The sequence below is a fragment of the Kitasatospora sp. NPDC093550 genome (assembly GCF_044764985.1).
Classification (GTDB): Bacteria; Actinomycetota; Actinomycetes; order Streptomycetales; family Streptomycetaceae; genus Kitasatospora.
This window is the reverse complement of record NZ_JBIWJF010000032.1, coordinates 69671-90888: the sequence shown is the minus strand read 5'-3', so window position 1 is coordinate 90888 and position 21218 is coordinate 69671. Positions and strand designations below refer to the sequence as shown.

At 70.8% G+C, this 21218-nt stretch carries 16 protein-coding genes; 7 read left to right on the top strand and 9 right to left on the bottom strand.

Translation table 11 applies throughout. From position 1 onward, the window contains the following. Nucleotides 1-986: MFS transporter (locus ACIRD3_RS34370; protein ID WP_402224424.1), on the top strand; the 986-nt coding region annotated here is incomplete at its 5' end. Nucleotides 987-1471: 485 nt separating this feature from the next. Here ACIRD3_RS34370 and ACIRD3_RS34365 read toward each other — a convergent pair. Further along, nucleotides 1472-1789, bottom strand: coding sequence for a hypothetical protein (locus ACIRD3_RS34365; protein ID WP_402224421.1), 318 nt, complete (start codon nucleotides 1787-1789; stop codon nucleotides 1472-1474). A gap of 878 nt (nucleotides 1790-2667) precedes the next feature. Here ACIRD3_RS34365 and ACIRD3_RS34360 point away from each other — a divergent pair. The 6 genes from ACIRD3_RS34360 (at nucleotide 2668) to ACIRD3_RS34335 (ending at nucleotide 9643) form a co-directional block, all read left to right on the top strand. Next, the gene (locus ACIRD3_RS34360; RefSeq protein WP_402224419.1) at nucleotides 2668-2949 is read left to right on the top strand and encodes a hypothetical protein; all 282 of its coding nucleotides are present in this window, start codon (nucleotides 2668-2670) and stop codon (nucleotides 2947-2949) included. Continuing rightward, a complete protein-coding gene (locus ACIRD3_RS34355; RefSeq protein ID WP_402224418.1) occupies nucleotides 2946-3239 on the top strand; it encodes a hypothetical protein in 294 nt (97 codons plus the stop codon). Before ACIRD3_RS34360 ends, ACIRD3_RS34355 begins: the two co-directional genes overlap by 4 nt. A 395-nt stretch (nucleotides 3240-3634) precedes the next feature. Next, entirely contained in the window at nucleotides 3635-5029 is a 1395-nt protein-coding gene (locus ACIRD3_RS34350) for an endonuclease domain-containing protein (protein ID WP_402224416.1), read from the top strand. Between the two features lie 117 nt (nucleotides 5030-5146). Continuing rightward, nucleotides 5147-5485 carry a trypco2 family protein gene (locus ACIRD3_RS34345; RefSeq protein WP_402224415.1) on the top strand — a complete coding sequence of 113 codons (339 nt, stop codon included), beginning with the start codon at nucleotides 5147-5149 and terminating at the stop codon, nucleotides 5483-5485. A gap of 14 nt (nucleotides 5486-5499) precedes the next feature. Then, nucleotides 5500-8676 carry a trypsin-like peptidase domain-containing protein gene (locus ACIRD3_RS34340; protein ID WP_402224412.1) on the top strand — a complete coding sequence of 1059 codons (3177 nt, stop codon included), beginning with the start codon at nucleotides 5500-5502 and terminating at the stop codon, nucleotides 8674-8676. A 172-nt stretch (nucleotides 8677-8848) separates the two neighbouring features. Continuing rightward, nucleotides 8849-9643 (top strand): hypothetical protein, encoded by a 795-nt coding sequence (locus tag ACIRD3_RS34335; RefSeq protein ID WP_402224409.1) that lies wholly within the window; start codon nucleotides 8849-8851, stop codon nucleotides 9641-9643. A gap of 1404 nt (nucleotides 9644-11047) precedes the next feature. Here the strand turns inward: ACIRD3_RS34335 and cas2e are convergent. The 8 genes from cas2e to cas3 form a co-directional block, all read right to left on the bottom strand. Then, entirely contained in the window at nucleotides 11048-11368 is a 321-nt protein-coding gene (gene cas2e, locus ACIRD3_RS34330; RefSeq protein WP_402224408.1) for a type I-E CRISPR-associated endoribonuclease Cas2e, read from the bottom strand. Between the two features lie 40 nt (nucleotides 11369-11408). Then, on the bottom strand, nucleotides 11409-12332 hold the full coding sequence (gene cas1e, locus ACIRD3_RS34325) for a type I-E CRISPR-associated endonuclease Cas1e (RefSeq protein WP_402224430.1): 924 nt from the start codon (nucleotides 12330-12332) through the stop codon (nucleotides 11409-11411). 59 nt (nucleotides 12333-12391) lie between these two features. Then, the gene (cas6e, locus tag ACIRD3_RS34320) at nucleotides 12392-13048 is read right to left on the bottom strand and encodes a type I-E CRISPR-associated protein Cas6/Cse3/CasE (RefSeq protein WP_402224405.1); all 657 of its coding nucleotides are present in this window, start codon (nucleotides 13046-13048) and stop codon (nucleotides 12392-12394) included. Continuing rightward, nucleotides 13045-13872: a type I-E CRISPR-associated protein Cas5/CasD gene (gene cas5e / locus ACIRD3_RS34315; RefSeq protein ID WP_402224403.1), complete on the bottom strand. Its 828-nt coding sequence runs from the start codon at nucleotides 13870-13872 to the stop codon at nucleotides 13045-13047. The genes cas6e and cas5e overlap by 4 nt, the downstream gene beginning before the upstream one ends. Next, nucleotides 13869-15059, bottom strand: a complete 1191-nt coding sequence (cas7e, locus tag ACIRD3_RS34310) for a type I-E CRISPR-associated protein Cas7/Cse4/CasC (RefSeq protein ID WP_402224402.1) — start codon at nucleotides 15057-15059, stop codon at nucleotides 13869-13871. Before cas7e ends, cas5e begins: the two co-directional genes overlap by 4 nt. Nucleotides 15060-15111: 52 nt before the next feature. After that, the gene (casB, locus tag ACIRD3_RS34305; protein ID WP_402224400.1) at nucleotides 15112-15969 is read right to left on the bottom strand and encodes a type I-E CRISPR-associated protein Cse2/CasB; all 858 of its coding nucleotides are present in this window, start codon (nucleotides 15967-15969) and stop codon (nucleotides 15112-15114) included. After that, on the bottom strand, nucleotides 15966-17564 hold the full coding sequence (casA, locus tag ACIRD3_RS34300) for a type I-E CRISPR-associated protein Cse1/CasA (protein WP_402224397.1): 1599 nt from the start codon (nucleotides 17562-17564) through the stop codon (nucleotides 15966-15968). The genes casB and casA overlap by 4 nt, the downstream gene beginning before the upstream one ends. Before the next feature lie 223 nt (nucleotides 17565-17787). Next, nucleotides 17788-20613, bottom strand: a complete 2826-nt coding sequence (gene cas3, locus ACIRD3_RS34295; protein ID WP_402224394.1) for a CRISPR-associated helicase Cas3' — start codon at nucleotides 20611-20613, stop codon at nucleotides 17788-17790. Nucleotides 20614-21218 lie beyond the last annotated feature (605 nt).

Below are 21218 nucleotides of genomic sequence, written 5' to 3'. Positions count from 1 at the left end.
CGCTCTGCGCGGTGGCACCCGACGTCCGGACCTTCGTCGGCCTGCGCCTGGTCCAGGGCATCGGCGGGGGGTTCGGCATCGTCATCGCCAACGCCGTGGTCCGCGACCGCACCTCCGGAACCCGCACCGCACGTCTCTTCTCCGCACTGACCTTGATCACCGGCCTGGCGCCCGTGTTCGCGCCGGTCCTCGGCGGCCAGCTACTGCGCGTCACAGCCTGGCCCGGAATCTTCGTGGCCCTGGCCGTACTCGGCGCCGTGATGCTGGCGGCCTCCGCCGCAGGACTGCCGCAGACCCGCCCCTCCGCGTCACGCCAGCCGCTGCCGGCTGTCGTCGGGCAACTGCTCAGCGACCGGGTCTTCACCGGGTACGTCCTGGCCAACGGCCTGGTCTTCGCGGCGATGTTCGCCTACATCTCCGGCTCGCCGTTCGTCCTGCAGGAAATCCACGGCCTGTCACCGCAGCAGTACAGCGCCGTGTTCGCCGTCAACGCCGCCGGACTCATCGCGGCCGCCCAGATCAGCGGCCGACTGGTGGCCCGGGCCGGCGCCCGCGTGCTGCTGCTCGCCGGTCTGCTGGGCGCGACAGCCGGTGGCACCACGGTCCTGGGCGCGGTGCTGACACGGGCACCCCTGCCCCTACTCCTGGTCGGCCTGTTCGTCCTGGTCTCCAGCGTGGGCCTGGTCATGCCGAACGCCGCGGCCCAGGCCCTGGCCGACCACGGCGGACACGCCGGGTCGGCCGCCGCTCTGCTCGGCTTCAGCCAGTTCATGTTCGGCGGGGCACTCGCTCCGCTGGCCGGCGCGGGTGGCGCCATCGACGCCTTGCCGATGGGAATCATCGTCGCCGTGCTGCCCGCGCTCGCTCTTCTCACACTCGGCGTCCTCACCCGGTCGATGCCCGGTGAGCGCACTCCCAGGCCGGCTCGCCAAGGACCTGCCGGGCACCGGCGACCGCGCCGGCACCCACGCGAATCTTCTCCATGACCGGCTCGAACTGGGTGCAGTCCGCCCGCGGTTTCGATGCTGTCCCTGTCGCGTGCGCGGCACGGAGTGTTGCCGGTGGCGTGGTCGGCGAGAAGGATTCGGGTGCGGGCCCACCGCAGGGCGGGGCTCTCGTCCGGGGCCGTCGTGGTGGGTGTGCTGGCACAGGCGGTGAGAGCGGCGAGCATGGCCAGGTGGCGGCTATGCGGGTGGTGGGTCGCAAGGTGTTCCTTCGGGGCGTGGGTGTACGGCAGTGCCGACGCCCGGATGGGTTGTCGGCACTGCCGGCTGTTGATCGGTCAGCTGCCGGAGCGGATACGGATGCCGTCGGCGGTGAAGGCGCGGGCGCGGGGCCGAGACCTCGACGGTGGCCAGGATCGACACGGCGCCGGGGCCCGGCCCGGTCCTCCTCGGGCAAAGAGGAAGTAGTCGTACCACTCGATGTACCTGAGGGCGCACCGTCAGATCTGACGGTGCGCCCTCAGGTACTAGCCTCGGGGCGCGGGCTCCAGCTTGTCGGTGGCCCACATGACGACGGCCAGGGCGACCATGGCGGGGATGGCCAGCAGGCCGGTGCAGATCAGCCCGGACTGGGTCAGGTCCATCCCGGCCCGGACGAGCCAGCGCCCGAGCGCGCCGTCAGCCGCCAGCGCCCCAGCGCCGAGGGTGCCCACGGTCAGCTGCAACGGCAGCCGGCGGGAGCGCGGCACCGTCGCTGCGGGCGCGTTTTCGCTGTTCACCGCCGCGGGCTTGCCGAGGGTCACGGCCTGCGGGCCGTCCGGCGGAACGCTCTGGTGTGAGAACATGGCTGTGCCCTTCACTGGATGTAGCCGTCAGATGTGAACTCCACAAGGGCACACGGGCGCACTACCTCCGGCAAGAGGTAGTGCGCCCATTTGCGTGTAGCCCTATGGGTCGGTACCCACCATAAACCACCACAGGGCCCACTCCTGACCACCAGTCAGTCAAGATCGAACCTTGACAAAGAAGTGGGTACCCGCCCGACCCTGAAGACTTGCAAAGCGCAGAGTCTGTGCAGGTCAGCGGCATCGAAAGGTGGTACGGCTTTTCTGTCGGGCCCCAGTCGCATCTTCGCTGGTCGGGCCATTGTCGCGTTTGCATCGATCGGTCCACCGAGGCCGTGCGCAATTCCATTTAATTTAGTATCTGGAATCCCGGGCGGCAACGAATAGGAGACGGGGCCAAAATCGCACTGGTGCTATGTGTCGCACACGTGCGAGCCTTGGCACTGCTGGTCCGAGGGGTCCCAGGCCGGGGGAAGCCTGGCGGCGGTCAGGCCGGATGATCTGTCCCGGATCACGCGCGAGCCGGCGCCTCTCCGGGGACCGCATGCCCATCTGGTGCTGGTGCGGTGACCGCCCGCCGGATGGCGACGCGCAGGACGTCGCCGGTGGTGACGAGGTCGGCCTGGAGGCGCTCGATCTCGGCGCGGTGCTCGGTCCAGCCTGTCCCCGCAGGGCGGAGTCCCACCTACCGGGCCCGACAGGCGCGGACGAGGAGCACCGGTGCGGCCGGCACGGGCACCGGATACCGCGCTCCCTCTCCGGGGATCGACCGCAGGCTCGTCGATGCCGGGACGACCGGAGGCCCCGGGTACCGGGCGGGGCCCGCGACGGGGGACACTGGTACCGGTCCCGCCCGAACGAGACGCCCGGAGGACACGGTGAGCGCAGCGCCCTTGCACGGCCACCACGACGGTCGGCAACCCATCCCCCGCACCCAGGACGCCGTCGCCAACGCCCTACCGCCCGCGCAGCGGATGGAGTTCTACCGGGAGATGGGCGAGGCCGACGTCGAGACGATCGGCGGTGTACTGAAGCGGTGGTGGCTGCGCGCGGAGCTCTACCGCGACCCCGAGGGCGACCGGATCCACGACGCCGTCCAGGCCGGCACCGCCCCCGGCACCCCCGCGTCCGCGGTCCTGCGCCGACTCGGGGCCCAGTGAGCGGCTCCAACGACTCTCCGGACGACGAGCACGACCCGCTCACCCTCTCCCCGGCCGTCGAGGAGTTCCTCGGCGACCCGGGCACGCCGGCCGACGTCTTCTCCGCCCTGGTGGCGTTCCTCGTCGACCTGCGCGAGAACCCCTTCCCGCATCTGAGCATGCCGGTGCCGGGCCGCCCCGGGATGCACTCGGCGCCGCTGCGCCGGGATCTGGGGCTGGTGGAGTACGCGGTGAACGAGGCCTCCGACCCGCCCCAGATCTACGTTTCGCGGATCCTGCGAGCGGACTGAGGTCCAGGCCCGTCTCCGAGGAGTGGGCGTGGGCGTCCACGTCAGGCCGCGCGAGGTGAGTGGCGGGGCGGACAGGTAGGGGCTGTCGTGGGCTGTGACGGTCCGGGCCGCCCGGGTACCGGCCGGCGATCCCTGCTGACCAGGAGCCCTTCCGGGCGCCGATGACGTGGTTCCGGACCGTCCGGCCCCGGCCGGCCGGACCGCTACGGATCGTCTCGCACATCTACAGCCGGCAGACTCACCTTGGGACGTCAACCGCCGAGCCGACGCCCACCGGTCGGGGAACCACGCCGACACCCGCTGGGGAACATCGCCGTCATCACACCTGCCCGCCCGTGAGACCCGGTATCCATAGGCCTAGCGGCTCCCCGCCCGCCCCCGCATACAGTTTCCTGGTGACCAGGCCCGACCCGTACGACGTCCTCGCCCAGTGGCTCGCCGCCGGCCTCGGCAAGCACGGCCGCGCCCTGCAGGGCACCACGCCCACCCGCTACGAGGCCGACCTGCGGGACTGGCTGTACTTCACCGAGGAGACCACCGGCATCGGCGCCTGGAACGCCGACTCCTCGACCGCCTCCACCTGGGCCTACGCCCCCGCCCTGCGCCGCCCCAACCCCGACCGGCCCTCACGGCGCCCGCTCGCGCCGCGCGTCTCGCTGCACAACCCCGCCCGGCGCCTGGCCGCCCTCGCCGCGTTCTACGCCTACGCCGCCGGCGCCGGCCACATCCCCGAACCCCCGTTCAACGCCGCCGCGCTGCGCCCCGCCCCCACCGCGCTGCCCCGCACCGCCCCGCTCACCCTCGAACAGGCCGCCGGAATGCAGTACGCCGCCGACGACCTCCTGCCCGGCCGCCACCGCCGCGGCCCCCACGACACCGCCCCGCACCGCGACCGGCTCCTCGTCCACCTCCTCCTCGACGGCCTGCGCCCCCGGCAGGCCGTCGGCATCGACCTGGAGGACCTCCACGAGGAGGACCCCCACCGCCGCATCCGCACCCTCGCCTGCCCCGCGCCCAAGGGCGACGGCACCATCACCCACCAGCCCTCCCGCGAGGTCTGGCGGGCCATCGCCGACTACCTGCCGCACCGGGTGGACGGCCGCGACCCCGAAACCGGCCGCCGACCACTGCTGACCAGCCGCAACGGCAGGCGCCTGGACTCCAACACCATGCCCGGACGCATCGTCAAGGCCGTCGCTGCCCGGGTGCCCGAGCTCATCTTCGAACCCGGCTCCGTCACCCCCGACCGCCTCGCCATGGCCCCCGCCGTCCTCCTCGACCACCCGCTCCCCGCACCCGACCCCGACGGCTGGGCCCCGCCGGACGCCCCGCCCCTCGAACGGCTGCGCCTCGACCTGCGCCATGCCCTCGACGCCGCCCCGCTCTGCCCGCCCGTCACCGGCGGCTGCCCGGCCGACTGCGAGCGCTGCGCCGTCCGCAAGCGGCTCTGGGAGCGGTGGGAGCAGCGCTGGCACACCTCCGAACCGGCCTACCTCGCCTGGCCCGTGCCGCCCTACGACCACCGCCAGCGTCCCGGCGAACGCCTCCTCGCCTACCACCGCGGCCGCTGCGCCGTCTGCGGTGCGCTCCCCGAGGCGGGCCGCCCCGCCCACACCGAGGACCACGACCCCCACACCGGCCTCACCCGCGGCCTGCTCTGCCACCGCTGCCGCCCCCAGGCCGAACAGGGCGCCGCACCCTTCTGGGTCCGCTACTACCAGCGCCCCCCGGCCGCCGTCCTCGGCCTCGAGCTGCGCTACCCGGCGCTGCGCGCGGAGCCGCGGGACTGAAGGGGCCGACCCGACTCTCGCTCCCGGCTGCTCCGGTCACATCTCGACTATGGAGAACGCCTGCGGCGGAGCACCCCGCTGTCCCACACTGATCGCAGGCATCGGAAGGGAGGGGCTGTGGGAGGAAGCGTGGACCACGGCGGGACCGAGTTGGCCGAGGCACTCATGGCTGTCCGGGCAGGTCTCGCGGCTGCTCAACGAGACGGAGAGGGCTCCGCGATCCGGTTCAAGGTGAAGGAGGTGACTTTGGACCTGGGGATCGAGCTGCGCAGGGCCGGAACGGCGTCGGGCGGGGTGAAGGCGTTCGTGGTCTCCACCGACGCCAAGGGCGAGTGGTCGAGGTCGCGGACCCACCGGTTGACCGTCAACCTCGAGGTCGACGATCCGGACCACGTGCTGATCAACGGACATGCCTCCGACTTCGGGGAGACGGTCGGAGAGAGTCTGTTCGAGTAGCGGAGCGCGAGGCGATGGGGGCTGCGAGCTGGGCGAGGACCGTACAGGTCCTCGGGTCCGGCGGTGGATGCGGGTCAGGCACGTTGATCGCTCCCGGCCTGGTGCTGACGGCTCTCCACGTCGTCTCCCAGCTCGACGGCGGACAGGCCTTGCCGGACGGGCGGATACGGGTGCGGGTCCTGCGTGACCGGCAGGAGCATCCGGTCGAGGTCGTGTGGGCGGGCGATCGGGAACTGGACGCGGTGCTCCTGCGTGTGGACCCCCGTCAGCTCGGCCGTGATCTGGCACCTGTCCGCTGGGGCGAACTGACTTCCCCGAGCCCGGACGGCCGTCCTGAATGCTCGGCCGTCGGCTTCCCGCAGGCCATGCGGCAAACGGCCGCCCGACCTGACGGCAGTCTTGCAGTGGTGCACGACTGCCGTCAGGTCGTGGGCCACGTCAGCGCGCTCACCGGCCTGCACGCCTCCAAGTACGACCTCGAGGTCTGCGGTGCCGTCCCCGCCCAGACCGGTGGGGGCAACGGGTGGAGCGGTCTGTCCGGCGCGGGCCTGTTCTGCCACGAGATCCTGATCGGCGTCATGACAGGCGTCTCCAAGGTGTGGCAGGGCCGGACACTGTGGGCCCTGCCCGTACGTCGTCTGCTGGCCCTCGACGACTTCACGTCCGTGGTGACCGAGCACACGGGGAACTCGCCCCAGCTGGAGTCAGCGGACCAGAGCCCCCTCCTGCACGAACCGCCCGTTCCCCGGCTGTCGCCGTCGTATCTCCTGTCGCCGCAAGCCGAGGTCGTGCCATTCACGGGGATGGACGACGAGATCGCCGCTCTCACGTCCTGGTGCACCAGCAGCCGCGGGGTCGATGTGGCCGTGGTGTTCGGCCCGGGCGGTGTCGGCAAGACACGGCTGGCCACCGAACTGATCCGCCGGATGACCCGACGGCGCTCACCCTGGACGGCGGGCTTCCTCGCCGACGTCCAGCGGAGCGCCTCGTCGCTGGAGACGCTGAAAACGAACCTGCGGCCGCTCCTTCTGGTCCTCGACTACGCGGAGACCCGGGTCGACCAGTTGGAACACGTACTGCGGCTCTTCGACGGCGCTCGCCACGCGTTCGACAAGGTTCGGATCCTGTTGCTGGCGCGGCCGGCGAGCCGATGGTGGAGGGACCTCGAGATGGAGTGGCGGGGTTCTCTGGTGATGGAGCAGGGCACGGAGGTCCTGCTGACGCCGGCAACGACGCACCGTCGCGATGACGCGGAACGCGATTTCGACATCGCCACCCGTGCCTTCCGCCAGCGTATCGCTCACCTTGCGGCCCTCACTGGGCCGCCAGCGGAACAGGGCGAGTCCGATGAGACCGAACCGCCGCAGGCCCCGGACCACAGGGAGCAGGCCGGAGAGACCGCCCAAGCCATCATCTCCATCCACATGACCGCTCTGGCCCAGGCGTTGGAGAACGCCGACCTGCCCCCCACTCCCGGGGCCGTCCGGCCGGTCGACGTCCTGCTGGCCCATGAAAGCCGCTATTGGAAGCACAGCGCCCGCTCGCACGGTCTGGAGGCCCTGTTCTCCACCCAGCGCGACCTGTTGCGGCAGTTGGTTGCCGTCCAACGCATCACCGGCGCCGAGGAACGCCGCGACGCGCTGAACGCCGTCATGGCGACCCTCCGGTTCCACGACCGGGACTTCGGTACACCGGAGCCGCCGAACCGCGAACAGGTCCGTCGTATCGACCAAATGCTCACCGACCTGTATCCGGCGACAGACGGCGCCCACTGGGGCACGATGAGTCCGGACGTCCTGGCTGCCGAACTCATCACCCAGGCCGACCGCGACAGCGACAGCGAGCTCGTCGCACGCATCCTTCCCGACCCCGGTCTGTCCGCGGCCCAGCAGCACCGCGCGCTGACCGTGCTGGCACGGGCGAGCACGCATCAGCCCGCCCTCACGAAGAGCGTCGCCCGTGCCGTCGCTACGGCAGCCGACGCCCTCCTGGGCCCGGCGGTCGATGCCGTGACCGCGCTTCCCCCGACCGACGCCGTTCCCTGGTTGACCGCACTGAGGTCCGCGGCGACCTGTCAGAAGCGCGCCGGCCGGCCCGAGGTCACCGACCAGCTCGGTCGTATCGACGATTTGCTGGACCAGCTCGCACCGGACGTCCCGGAGCTCGACACCGGAGCCGCATCAGCCCCAGAGCTCACCCCCGGAGCATCACCCGCTCCCGCCGCCGAAGGGCGTTCCCCCGTCGTCGGCCCGGCCGCCGACGGACACTCGCCGCCTCCGGACCAGCCGCAGGCTGCCTCGGCCCCAAGACGGAACGATTGGAGCGACCTGGCGATCACGCTGCCCGCCGTGGCCCGCCCACACGTCCCCGAACCCGTTTCGGCCCGCTTCCATTTCAGGAGCGGAGCCTTCGCCGACCTCGACCGGCAGCGGAGACTGGACCGCGCCCTGCACGCCCTCACGGAGCAGGCGCGCAGGTCCGGAGACGCCCTCCCCGCCATCAACACGATCTTCCTAGGCCTGGACGGCAGCATCGAGCTGAACCTGGCGACTGCGGCCCGAGCCGTCGCCCCGTTCCATTCCGCGGACCGTGACGTCGTGTGGCACTGCAGCAGTGACCACGCGGTGCTGCCCGACGCCGACAACGCTTGCCGGCACGCCTACCCTGCCCTGGTGCACCTCGGATGGCGCCTCGATGGATCGATCGCCCTCGCGGATCTCGAACAGGTCAGGCTCATCCACCTTGACGGTGCCCACGCGACCGTCCAAGCCGTCCTCGGCGAGCTCGCCTTCGAGCTCGAGACCAGGCCCCATGACAGCGGCCCACACGTTCACGTGTCCGGAATTCCCGAAGACCTGCACTTCTCCGCTCGCTCGACCTCACACGAGACGCTCGAAGCAGCGCTCGATGCCATGCGCACCCACACGGACCGGGTTCGCTACGAGCTCAGAAAGCTGGGCCTGACACATCCCCGCGACGCTCGGCTCCACGACCCCTCGAACGATCTGTGGAGGCCTAGGGCCGTTCTAACTGCCCAACAACCCGGCACCGCCACCGCGAGGGACCTCGGCTCCATCCTTGACGCCCGTCCCCTGGGATGTCTGGGAGTCGTGGCTCGTGCCCCCTCCCCCGGCGGGGGTCCCGCCGCCACGTGGACCGTCGCGATCGATGCTTCCGCGAACGCACTCTGATCGGTCAGCGCTTGCGAGAGCTTTCGTCGTCGTCGATCGCCGCCCACCACCTACCCACTTTCGGACCGCGACGCGGGGAATCAGGTCAGCTCTCGACAAGCCCGGGGTGATTCCCCTGCAAAGCCCCAATGCTTGAACAGATGCCGCGTGACGGGACATGAGAGGGACTGGCATGGCGCTGTTCGGCCCTTCCACCAACGGACAGGACAAGCTCGCCGAGGAAATCGCGCTGCTACGCACCGAGTTCGGTCAGGAGATCCGGGTCGGGCTGACCGAGATCCGCGGCCTCCAGGCCGAACTCCGACAGCAACTCGGCGCCAGCCTCGACAGCGGCGTTCAGGATCTGCGCGACGAGCTACGCGAACTGCGCCGCGAGCTCAACGACGCGCACAAGAGCATCACCGAAGCACGTCGCGATTCCGAGTCCCTTCGCCTTGAGCTCGAGACCACACGCCGACAGGCCGCCGAAGCACAGCGAGAGATAGTTCCGGAGGGGGCTCCCACCACTGTCACCAAGTCGTCCTCCACCCACGAGGACCTGCCGGGCTCGTCGGCCGAAGCCCCGGGCCAGACCCCTCCCGCAGCCCGGCACCACGTTCTGGACCCACTGCTCGAGCAAGCCGCCGGTGTCAGCGCGGCGGATCTGGTCTGTCACCGCGACGCATGGGCGTTCATCGTCGAGCAGGCCTCACGGAACTCCCACTTCCGGGTTCCAGAGCTCGTAGCCCACGACCACCACGACGAGCAGACCACCGTCACGCTGTCAGGACGCACCCTGATCGCCGTTCTCAGTGCCCTGCACACAACGCAGAACTCACAGTCGGCGTCACGCGAGGACCGAGCACTCGCCTCGACGTACTACGGCCGGATCTCCGATGTGGTCGCTAGCGCCCTTCCCTCTCATAGCGGTAGCGCGAGGATGCGCATCGTCGTCGACGACCGCCCTCCGTCAGCCGCCGAAGGGTAGCGCAGGCGGGCTGCGGCCCTCCGCCGCCGCAGTACGTCACCGCGCCCTGCCGGCGTCAAGTCCGGCGATGACTCCGACCTCCGCCTCTCGCATACCCAGAACCATGGCGATCTCCTGGATGGGAACGGGTTCCGGACTGTGCCTTCCGCTGCGCGGCATGTGAATGGTCACCGTCGGTCGTGCAGCTTCCAAGGCCATCCTCCGGACCGAGATCCCGCTCAAGTCCATCGATCCGGTGAAGAACCAGTACCTCACCTGCGGATGGCGGGAGGTCTTGTAACCAACCTCAGAGTCGACCGACAGACGGCACATCGGTTTGGTTACCGTGGTGACGGCCTGAATGTGAGTCAAACCGGGATGGACCCCCGCTGGTGCGGGGAGGGCGAACAGCGACTCTCCAAGCTGCCGGCGAGAGGCGGCTGACCCCCGACTCCGGGGAAATGGCAGAGCCTGTACCAGCATGAGCATACCAGGCACAAATCTCAGAAGAGATCAAACCCCAAAGTCTATGAGTATTTTAAAATTACTAACCTCGCTTCATGTCCCCACATTCAATGCGCCACACGCCACTCGAAGCGCTCCACATAAGCCTCTTGTAGGCATCTTGAGGAGAGGCGCCGACCATCAAAGCCTCTAGCTGGGAGCTTCAGGAGAGCCGTTGAATCAAAAACAAGAGCCTCGAGTTGCAGCAGCCTGCTGAGCATGCAGTAATGTTGCCGCCAAATCAGCACGAGCCAGACCTGCCCAACCATGGCAGCGCCGCAGAAATTTCCGACAGTCATTTTTTTCTCATTCAAAGGAATATTGGTGCACCAAAACCAAGCATCGTTTCCGTGGTCCCTGGAGACGTTCGTGGCAAGCCTGCTCGCAGCTCTGATCGCCAGGGCACTTGAAGCTGTCATCCGGCACTCGCGGGACGACAACTCAGGGCAGCAGGGCCGGCCTCGCTCCGGGAGCCGTTCTCAAGGCCGCAGCCGTACAGGAATGCGCCGACCGGGTCGCACGCGCCCGCCTCAGAAGGGCTCGGGACATGAACAGCGGCTCCGCCGCCGCGGCCGCCGTGTGAAGTGGTGACGGGTCGGCAAGGGCCTGATCACGTCCGGCTCGGTGGTCCTTGCTTTCGGCACCCGCAGCCGGGGATCCGTGCTGGACAAGGTATGCGTGGAGCACGAGCTCTCAGTGATCCACGTCGCCAAGCAACGAGAGCATGGGACCCTACCTTGAGTTTCGATGTGTCGGCGGTGCCTCGAGGAGCCTTAATCCCGGTGCTGGGTGATGGTCTCTGACAGCACTGGTCCATTCAAGTGTGGGCTTGACCGGGTGCAGCCGCTAATGCTCGGCTGCACCCCTGCCACGACCCAAGCTGTCGATGATGCCGAGTCCATCCATTCGACAGCACCGTTCCTACGCTTCGATCGTGATCAGAGCATCCATGGGCTGGAGACCTTTCATCGCGACCAAGGTCAGGCCGTCGAAGTCGATGGGCTGGCGTCGCTGCTCGCCGGCGGTCCGCAGTTCGAAGCCCTGTTCGTTGGCCGCAGTGTGGACGAGGACGGCCACGCCGTCGCCGACGCAGCCGCTGACGGCCTGCCAGAGTTCCTCGCGGACCTTGGCGGAGATGGTTCCGACGTAGAGCTGGGGGGTGACCTCGAGGAGCCAGCGGGTGAGGGCTCCGCGCAGGTGGTCGGGGACCGCCGTGGCGGAGATGACGGTCATGGCTGCCATGGGTGCACCCCGTTCGGGTGGTGTGCGGGCCGGCCGGGCCTCACAGCAGCTCCTCCCCGGCGTAGTTGACCCCGCCCGGGACGGGGCCGGAGACCGGGTCCCACAGGTCGACGAGCTGCTCGTCCGGGTCGGGCGGGGTGATGTTCTGGTCCGGGGCGAGCAGGCGCTGGATGTCGGTGACGATGCGCGGCAGCAGGCGGAACAGACGCAGGCCGTCACGGAAGCCGCGGCGGGCGTCGGCTTCCGGCTGCGGGGAGGTGTGGAGGGAGAAGGCGAGCGGGATGGTCAGTTCGGCCTTGTACAGGTCGGCGATGTCGTAGACGAAGGCCTGCTGGTTGCCGCTGTGGACGAAGCCGAGGGCGGGCGAGCAGCCGAGGGCGAGGACGGCCGCGTGGACGATGCCGTAGAGGCAGGTGTTGGCCGCGGAGAGGGCGAGGTTGACCGGGTCCTGGGTGTCCCAGGAGTTCGGGTCGTAGTTGCGGCGGAAGCGGCCGATGCGGTGCTGCTGGGCGAGGAGGCGGTAGTGGGCCTTGACCCGTTGACCTTCCAGGCCGCGCAGTCGGGTGAGGCCGCTGCCGGCCGGGACGGTGCCGCGACCGAAGCGCTGCTCGTACATGGCGGTGGCGACGGCCAGGCGGGTGGTGTCGTCCGCCCAGGCCCGGGCCTGGCGTTCGAGCCAGGTGGTGCTGAGGGATTCGGGGACGGTGGCGGCGTAGCAGCGGACGCCGCCGGATCCGGCGATGACGACGGTGGTGCCGTGGCGGGCGAAGGTGGTCAGGGCGCGGGCGGTGATGGAGGTGCCGGGGCCGAGGAGGACGCAGCTGAGGGCTGCGGTGGGGAGGTAGACGGTTTCGGTGCCACGGTGGGGGCTGGTGACCTCGGCGCAGACGCCGGTGTCGTCCTGGACGATGCGGACGATGTCGAGGTAGAGGAAGGAGAGGGAGTCGGCGATGCGGGGCAGCATGGCGACGGTGGGGGCGGCGAGTTTGCGCCGGGCCCCGCCGGGGTCGGGGCGGCGGGCGGTCACTGGGGCCCCCGGTGGGGGGCGATGCTGAGCAGGCCGCAGCCGTAGGCCTTGCCCTTGCCGATGCCGTGGGTGAGGCGGGTGCGTAGGAGGTCGGCGTCGGTGATGGCGGCGGTTCCTTCGAACAGGACGCGGTCGTGCTTGATGGGTCGTTGGTCGCTACGGCGGTTGCCCTTGGCGGCTTCGAGGGGGCTGGAGTGGAGGGTGCCGAGGTCGAGGCCGGAAGACTGGGCCTGGCGGGCCCACCATTCGTCGGCGGCCGCGCCTTGGAGGGGGACGACGGCTTTAAGCCGGTAGAGCTCTCGGGTGGCGCGGCCGGGCTTGCGGATGGGGTTGGCGGCGATGCGGTAGCGGATGTGGAGGCCGGGGCGCAGGGCGTCCAGGAGCGGGGTGAGAGTCTTGGTCACCGCCTGCCCGTAGCCGGTGGGGAGGCGCTCGAGGTCGGGTCGCTCGGCGCTCTGGAGGAGGATCTGGTCCCCGGTGGGCGTCGATTCGGTGCGGAAGAGGACGCCGAGGCGGCGGCGTGGTTCCTCGTCGGCCACCTGGTCGGGGAAGAGCGACATCATGCGGTGGTGCAGGTCGACGGCGCCGGCGGTGTCGCGGCGGGCCTCGCGGCTGCGCGGGTCGGGGATGATGCGGGTGAGCCAGAGGGTCATGCGGGGATGCTTTCCGGGCGGATGGTGTGCCGGGTCAGGTAGTCGCCGAGGGCGGTCAGGTAGCCGGCGGCGAGGCCCTTGCAGCGATCGGCGGGCAGGGTGAGGGTGCGCTGGTAGCGGGGGCGGGCGCGGTAGGCCCGTCGCCGGGGGTGGAAGTCGATGGGGTCGTCGGTGACCTCGCCGGCGGGGGTGCTGCCGTCGTCGTCGCCGGGCTGGGGGTGGTCGCCGAGGCGGTCGAGCGGCTGGTCGCCGTGGAAGACGATGTCGACGGTCCTGGTGCCCGCGCGGACCCTCCGGGAGAGCGGCAGGTGGACGAGGTGGTGCAGGGGGTCGTCGACCAGTCCGAGCAGCAGGGGGCCTTCCGGCGGGCAGGAGCGGCGTCCCAGGTAGGGGGGCCAGTGCGGGTTCCGCAGCGCCTGCGCCCACTCGTCGAGGTGGTCGGGGGGCGCGGTGAGGACGGCCGTGAAGGCGGCGTCGGCGAGGTAGTACCGGTGGGAGAGCAGGGTGGCGGTGGCGCCGGTGCGCTTCTTGCCCTCGGCGGTGGTGACCGTGCGGGCGGCGGGCAGGCCGCCGCCGACGGTGTGCAGGTCGCGCAGGATCACGCCCGCCCGGTCGGTGCGGACGGTCAGCGAGAGGGCGGCGAGGTCTTCGATGTCCTCGCCCCGTTTGCGGCCGAGGGCCGCGGCGAGCAGGCCGATGACGCCGGAGCGTGTGGGGAACGGCGCGGTGTCGCGCTCGTTGAACCGGCCGGTCTCGCCCCAGGACTGCAGTGGCGCGGCCAGGCGCAGCAGCAGTCCTCGGGTGGGGGTGGTGTGGGTGCTCATGCGCCTGCCCCGGCGGTGACGGAAGCGGACGTGGAGCCGGTGGTGAAGGCCGCGTCGATGGCGGTGTCGATGAGCTGGGGGAAGGAGTCGACGCGGGTGCCGAGGCCCTCGAGTTCCTTGTCCTCCAGGCTGGCCCAGGCGGCGGTGACGGTGCCGCGGCCACCGAGGAGCTTGTGGGCGGCCGTGGCATAGCGGGCCAGGGCCGTGCGGGAGGCGGGGCCGTATCCGCCGCTCTCGTGGGAGGCGACGGGCTGTTCGAAGGCTGCGGCGTAGGAGAGCGGGCGGTCGCTGCGGACGGCGATGTGGACGAGGTCGGGGATGGTGTGCGGGGCGGTGGCGGTCTTCTTCGCGCGGGGGAGGGAGAGGATGAACGCCTCGGCGAACCCGGCGGCGAGTTCGCGGGCGGCTTCGCGGTCGCCGCCGAGGTTGGTCGCCAGGTCGGCGAGGTCGACGGTGGCGTAGCGGTAGAAGACGCCGGCGCTGAACTCGGCGTGGCCCATGTGGGCGCTGCCGGTGGTGTCGCCCCAGGCGGAGGTGACGTCGTCGACCGCGGAGAAGTAGTCGAGTTCGACGTCGGTGCCGTGGGTGGTCAGGGCGTGGGCGACCTGCACGGCGCCGTCGACGCCGGCATCGTCGACTTCGGCGAGCATGCGGCCGAAGAGGTTGATGACGCCGTTGCGGCCGCGCAGGATGGCGTCGATGGCCTCCTTGGACAGGACGCTCTTGTCGCCGGCCTTCTTGATGTCCTTGGCGCTCTCGAGTTCGGCGCGGTGTTCCTCGGCGAGGGCGGCGAGTTCGGCGACGGCGGTCTCGGGCACGTAGACCATGGCGTTGGTGGTAATGACGGGCGAGTCCTTGGCCGTCTCGAACTTGATGCTGCTGCCGGCGGCGACGTGCTGGCCGGCGCGCTGGGCAAGTTCGGCGGACCAGCCGTGCTGGTCCTCGAGGAGGCGCGTGACGCGGGCCCCGATGCGGCGGGTGCGCAGGGCCCGCTCGCCGAAGCTGTCCTGGAAGTACTCGCGGACGGCGCGCTTCCAGGACTGGCTGCTGACCCGGGTGCGTTCGGTGTCGCCGTAGCGGACGGTCTTGACGGAGTTGTTGTCGTCGCGGTTGAGGTTGGCGAACGGGACGCTCTGGACGACGTGGATGTCGAGGAAGCGGGCGGTGGTGCGGTCGGGGCCGGGCATGCTCTGCTCCTGGGGGTCGGTGTGTGCGGTGGTCTGTACGGGGTCGGGGCTCTCAGGCCTCGGGCGCGGCGCCGTCCGCGGCATGGGCCTCGGGGGCGCCGGCGTCGGGGGTGTCCGTCACGTCGTTCTGCTCGTCGTCGTGCTCGCGGGCCCGGCGCTCGCCGTCCTTCTGCAGGGCCCGGTGGTAGTCCTGGAGCCAGATGCGCTTGACGGTGCCGGAGCGGCGCCGCCACTGGCAGAGGTCGATGAGCAGCTGGGCCCAGTCGACCTCGACGTCGCTGCCGCGCAGTTGGCGGACCGCGCCGGGCAGGTGGCGGTGCAGTCCGTCGACGCTCTGCCGGCTCAGGAGATTGAGGCGGGACTCGGCCGAGGTCTCGCGCAGACCGCCCGCCTGTCCGCCCTTGATGACGCCGTCGGCGAAGGCGTGGCCGAGGCTGCGCGGGGTGATCCGCTTGGCGGTGGCGGCCTCCGCGTCCGCCGGACGGTCCGCCGCGTGGCCGGGCGCGTCCGATGCCGCCCCGGCGGCCGTCGCCTCCTCGCCCGCCGGCTGGTCCTTCGACCCGTTCTTCTTCGAGGTCTCGGCCTTCGCGGCGGCGTACTGGTCGCGGCGCTGCGCGGCGATCAGGGAGGCGACGGTGTAGAAGGCGCGCTGGACGTCGCGGCTGCGCGTCTGCTCCTCGGTGAGCCAGGAGGCCACGTAGCGGTGCATGTACGGCACGGAGTCCAGGTCCTTGCCGACGCCGCGGCGCAGGGCCGCGCGGACGCCGGGGTCCTCGTGGCTGCGCTTGTCGATCCTGGCGGTGAACGCGCGTGCCCGCGCCAGCGAGGGGATGAGGGAGGGCTCCCTCGGCGGGGTGACCGCGTCGTCCGCCGGTTTGGCGGGCCCGGGGATGGTGCTGGTCGTGCTCATGCGTCCTCCGTACTGGTGTCGCTGCGGCCGGTGGCGCCGGCCGCGCCGGTCTTGGCGGGGCGCTTCACCGGCCCGCCGTACAGCTCGAGGCGGGCGGTGGTGCAGGCCTTGGCTCCGCGCATGGTGCCGAGCGCGCCGTAGGTGACGGTGTCGTAGGCCTGCTCGGCGAGGATGCGGAACGCTGCGGCGGCGCCGTCGAAGTCGCGTGTGTTCAGGTGCTTCCAGAACTCGGCCTCGGCGGCTGGCCAGTAACGGGCGGCGGCGTCGACGGCCCAGGTGCAGTCGCGGATCTTGGGGGCGGTGGTGAAGTCGGCCCAGGCCTTCTTGACGGCCCGGTCGAGCCGGTTGCCGTACCGCTCCCCCAGGACGCGCAGGCGGCCGATCTCGACAGCGACCGTGGGTTCGTTGTCCTCTGCGAGCCCGAGTACCGGCGGGGTGACCGCGTCGACGAACTGGATGTCCTTCGCCTGGCCGTCCTGCTCGAATCCCAGCGCACGGACCCTCAGGTCCTCCGAGACCTCCAGCGCGGTACGGAACACCTCGGGGCGCTGTGGGCGAGTGCTGCCTGCGGGGTTCTCGAGCAGCAGGGCATCCAGATCGCGCCACAGCGCGCGCTGGGAGTCGGCGGGACGAGGGTAGAGGTTGCCCTCCTTGCTGGTCTGCCAGATCAGGTACGGGTCGCCCTCGCGGGAGATCTTGTGTTGGTTCGCCCAGGTGATGAACGCGTCCCGCACGTACTGGCCGGTGGCGTCGGGCACGAGCAGCAGCGCGTGCTGGGAGCGGGCCGTGAGCGCGGAGCACGGACCTTTCAGGGGTGGCGGGGCGGCCACGGGGTCGGGCAGCTCGTCCCGCTCCCACGGGCACAGGTCACTGTCGCGGGCGACGTCCCTGCCGGGCTCGGGCAGGCCGGCCAGGAGGGTCTCGAACAGGCTCTCGCCCTCCGGGTGGTAGGAGAGCGTGCTTCGCAGGGGCCCGGCCTTGCTGCCGGCCGCCTTGGTGGCGCCGACGGTACGGCTGGAGCAGCGTCCGGAGGGGCCGTAGTAGTGCCAGACGAGAAGGTGCAGGACGGCCTGGTCGGGGGTGGGCAGCTCGGGGGCGGCGCTGTTGACGTGCTGGAACCAGGAGTGGTTGTTGCCCGAGGGGCGGGTGGTGATGAGCTTGTCGACACCGGCGGTGTTCGCCGGGTCGCACTGCTCGGCCAGCCTCGGGTCCTGCAGGAAGGGCCGCGCGGGGTCGAAGAGGTCGAAGCGGCCGTGGATCGGCGTGAGGTAGCGGGTGACCTGTTCTTCGCTGAGGCTTCCCCGGGTGACCAGGTCCTCGCGGCGCCTGGACCAGTCGCCCGGACCGGCTTCGTCGAGCTCCGCGACCCGGGCGGTGATCGCGTACAGGACGCGGTACAGCGCGGAGAGCGCCGGCGGATCGGCGACCGCGATCTGCGCGATCTCGTGGGCGCGCAGGAGGAGTTCGCGCAGGCCGACTTCGGGTGGACGGGCCGTGGTGGAGTCCACCGTGTCGTTCGTCTCCTGACCGGGGATCCAGCGGACGGGGATCCACGGTTCGTCGAGGAGGTCGTAGGCGGGGGGTGCGGACGGCATGCGGCCTCCGGCGAGGCGAGTGCGGGTACGGGTGATCACAAGGTGGGTAGGCTCTGCCCGGTCCCCGGGCATGAGCCGGGGGTGAGCCGTGCGGTGCCTAAGAAACGGCCGTGTCGGCAGACCTGTCCCCGCGCAAGCGGGGGTCACGCCGGTCCCTGGAGGGGCGACAACCCTGTCTGGGACCGGCGTAGCCAACGTATCGTCAAGTGCGGTGCCTACGACGCTAGTTCTCGGAAATTCCCACGTTCGAGTACATGAGCAGCCGCTCCCCCAGTCGGCCCGTCCACCGGTCACCGTCAGGGCGCATGCGCAGCAGCGCCAGGCCCGCGAGCAAGGGCCTGTCGTCCCACGCCTTCGGCACGGCGTTCTCCTCCGTGCGGCCAGCGAGCCAGCGGCCGGGCAGCGGCACGGTGTGCCGCATGATCAGCGCGATCTCGTCCCGGTTCGCCGCAGCCCTGGGCAGCGGGACGTCGAGGTCGGGGTCGAGGCTCCATCCGTCCCCCCGTTCGAAGACGCACACGGCGCGGCCGCTGTCCGCGCCGAGGCGGGTGGTCAGCAGGTCGTCCGAGACGGCGAAGCCACGCTCGCTGAGTCGGGAGAGATCGTCGACCACGTCGTACGGTGCGGGGATGACGGTGATCTCCGCCAGCTGCTCCTCGGCGGCAGCCGAGGCGATGCGCTCGGCGTCCATCCGGTCGAGTTCCGCCGAGGCGGCCTTGTCCAGGCCGGCCCCGAAGTCGTCCGCGTAGACCTCGTCCACGAGCTCCTGGACGTCTCCCGGGACCTCGACCGCACCGCCGGACTGCCTTTCGAGCAGCAGGCTGGTCCGGCGCAGCAGGGACGCGTCGTAGACGGTTCCCCAGGAGCGGGGGGCGGCCACGCGGCCCTTCTCGTCGGTCGGCTCCAGCACGATCATGCGCGGCTCGGTGGGCGGGCCCGTCCAGACCGGACGGTTGGGGCGGTCGTGGCGCTTGCCGCGGCCGGCCCGCTGCAGGAGCTGTGCCAGCGGGGCGAGGTCCGAGACGATCAGGTCGAAGTCCAGGTCGAGGGACTGTTCGACGATCTGGGTGGCCACCAGGATCGAGCCTTCGCGCGGGGTGGCCGTCGCCGCGACGTTCGCGGGCTTCCCGTACGCGGCCTCGCACTCAGCGGTGATGCGCTGGCGCTCGTGGGCGGGGTAGCGGGAGTGGAGCAGCCGCACACCACCCTCGCGCGCGGCGAGCTCGGGCAGGGCCGACGCCAGGTAGCGGTAGGTGCGCTGGGCCTCGTCCACGGTGGTGCAGCAGACGAGGACGCAGCCGCCCTCGGCGGTGACCGGTTCGAGGATCTCGCGCAGGGCCTCGCGGCGCCCCTGCCGTCCGGGTTTCTCGGCGACGTCCTCGTCACGGACGTCCCAGTACACCCTCCGGGTCTCCACGCGCAGGGTCCGCCTGCGACTGCTGCCGACCTCGCGCGGCGTGGACACCTCTCCGCTGCCCGCGTCCACGAAGAGCCAGCCTGGATAGCAGGGCTCCACCGCGGACGGCTCACGGAAGCCCGCGCCGCGCCGGTAGGCGTCGACGAGCGACGAGGCCGCCTTCCCGGTCAGGGTCGCCGACAGCAGCACGACCGGGGCGCCGAACGCGCCGAGCCACTCCAGCAGCCGCACCAGCAGGCTGTGCATCCACGGGCCGTAGGAGTGCGCCTCGTCCACCACCAGCACCTTGTTCGACAGGCCGAACAGCCGCAGGAAGCCGTAGCGGACCGGCAGGACACCGGTGAGCGCCTGGTCGACCGTGCCGTTGGCGAGCGGCGCCAGCAGACCCCGCCGCCCCGTCCGCAGCCACTGACCGGCCTCGGTGTCCGCGAGAACGGCCGGCCCGTCCGTCACCCCCTCCCCCGGGGCGTAGTCCGGGCTCAACCACGCCATGCTGTGCAGCAGCGTGAGCGCGCGATCGCCGTCGACGTTGTCCTCCGCGAACCTGCGGAACCTGGTGAACATCGCGTCCGCCGTGGCCATCGTCGGCAGCGCGAAGTAGACGCCGGAAGCGCCTGAGGCCCGCGCGATCACGGACGCCGCGTGCAGGGCGGTCTCGGTCTTGCCGTCCCCGGTCGGGGCGGTGACCAGCAGCAGGCCGGGCCCCTTCACCACGGCGGGCAGGTGCTCCGCGACGTCGGCCTGGAGCTTGTTCGGGGGAAACGGGAACTGCCGCGTGAAAGGCCTGCCCGGGAACGCCGCCCGCCCCAGGCCCGCGTCCCGGACCCACTGCGGCGCGGCCTCGGCCGCCGCCTCGAAGTGCTCGGCGAGCTCCGCGTCCCCGGTCTTCCAGTCCTCCCCGGGCATCCGCGGCTCGATGACGTCGACCTGGCTGGCCAGCCAGTCGGCCACCACGACCAGCCCGGTGACCACCACCGCCAGCTCACCGGGCAGCACGGACTCCAGGGGCCTGCCGGCCCCGACCGTCCGACGGACCGCGTGGGCGTGCGCGAGCCGCTGCTCCCGCCAGCCGGCGGCGGTGCCGAGAGCCGGTTGGTAGCCCGACGGATTGTTGATCTCCTTCACCTGCAGCGTGGGGGCGAAGCATCCGTGATGACCGCCGAGCAGCTGGGCGATCTGGTGCGCCGGCGACGTCCTGACGGGCTTGTGGAGCGGATAGCCGCACTGCTTGAAGAACTCGACCAGCCCCCAGTGCGTGGCCGTCTCGTGCCTCAAATTCCCGCTGCGCCTGGCGGCCGGGTTGTCCTCCGTGTACGCCGGATCCCCCGCCAGCTTCGCGAACTCCTCGGTGACCTGCCGCTGGAAGTGCAGCGAGATCTTCCCGATGTCGTGGAGCCCGGCCCACAACATCACCATCTGTCGGGCCTCGCCCTCGCTGACACCCATGGCCCCCGCGATCCGCACCCGCACACGCTCACTGAGGACCGCGTCCCACAACGCGCCGGCGACGGCGGCAGTGTCCAGAAGGTGGCAGATCACGGGGTAGGGACCGGGCAGGCCGGCACTCTTGCCCCACAGGCGGGAGTCGGGATCGACCGACCCCAATTCGCCAACGGGCTTGCTCTCGTTCATGTCTGAGGATCTATCAGTCGACACTGACAATCCTCATGGCCCTCACACCGGATTCGAGGGCAGGCAAGAGCCTGGCTGGCGGGACCCTCGACGCATCGTCCGAGGTCACTGGCACCCGAGGATGCGTGCGCGGTACTTCGTGTAACGATTTAGACACCGCCAGCCAGGCCCAACCACCCTTTAAGTTGAAGCTTTTGGCCACTCGCGGGTCCGGCATCACAGCCGGGAACATCCGCGATCAGGCTGACTCCCTACTCTGCGGGAGGCCGCCGCCTGTCACCAACCCCTGCCCGCTCACCGCATAGCAAAGGGCGCCCTGCGACCCAATCCGGGCGCTTCTGAACAGCCCCCATCCATTGCCACCGGTCGGCCACTCCTAGCGCCCATGGCAACATGTGAGCGCTCCGTGACACCTCGATACTGGGCATCAGACTCACCGCCCGCATGGTCAAGAAATCGCAAAGCCTCCACAACGCTCCAGGTCACGAAGGTCCTCCCCGCACCCGCGGGGGTCAGCCGGCCGACCTGCACCGGCGGACCGGCATCGCTCGGTCCTCCCCGCACCCGCGGGGGTCAGCCGTGCTCCGACGACACGCCGCCGGCGC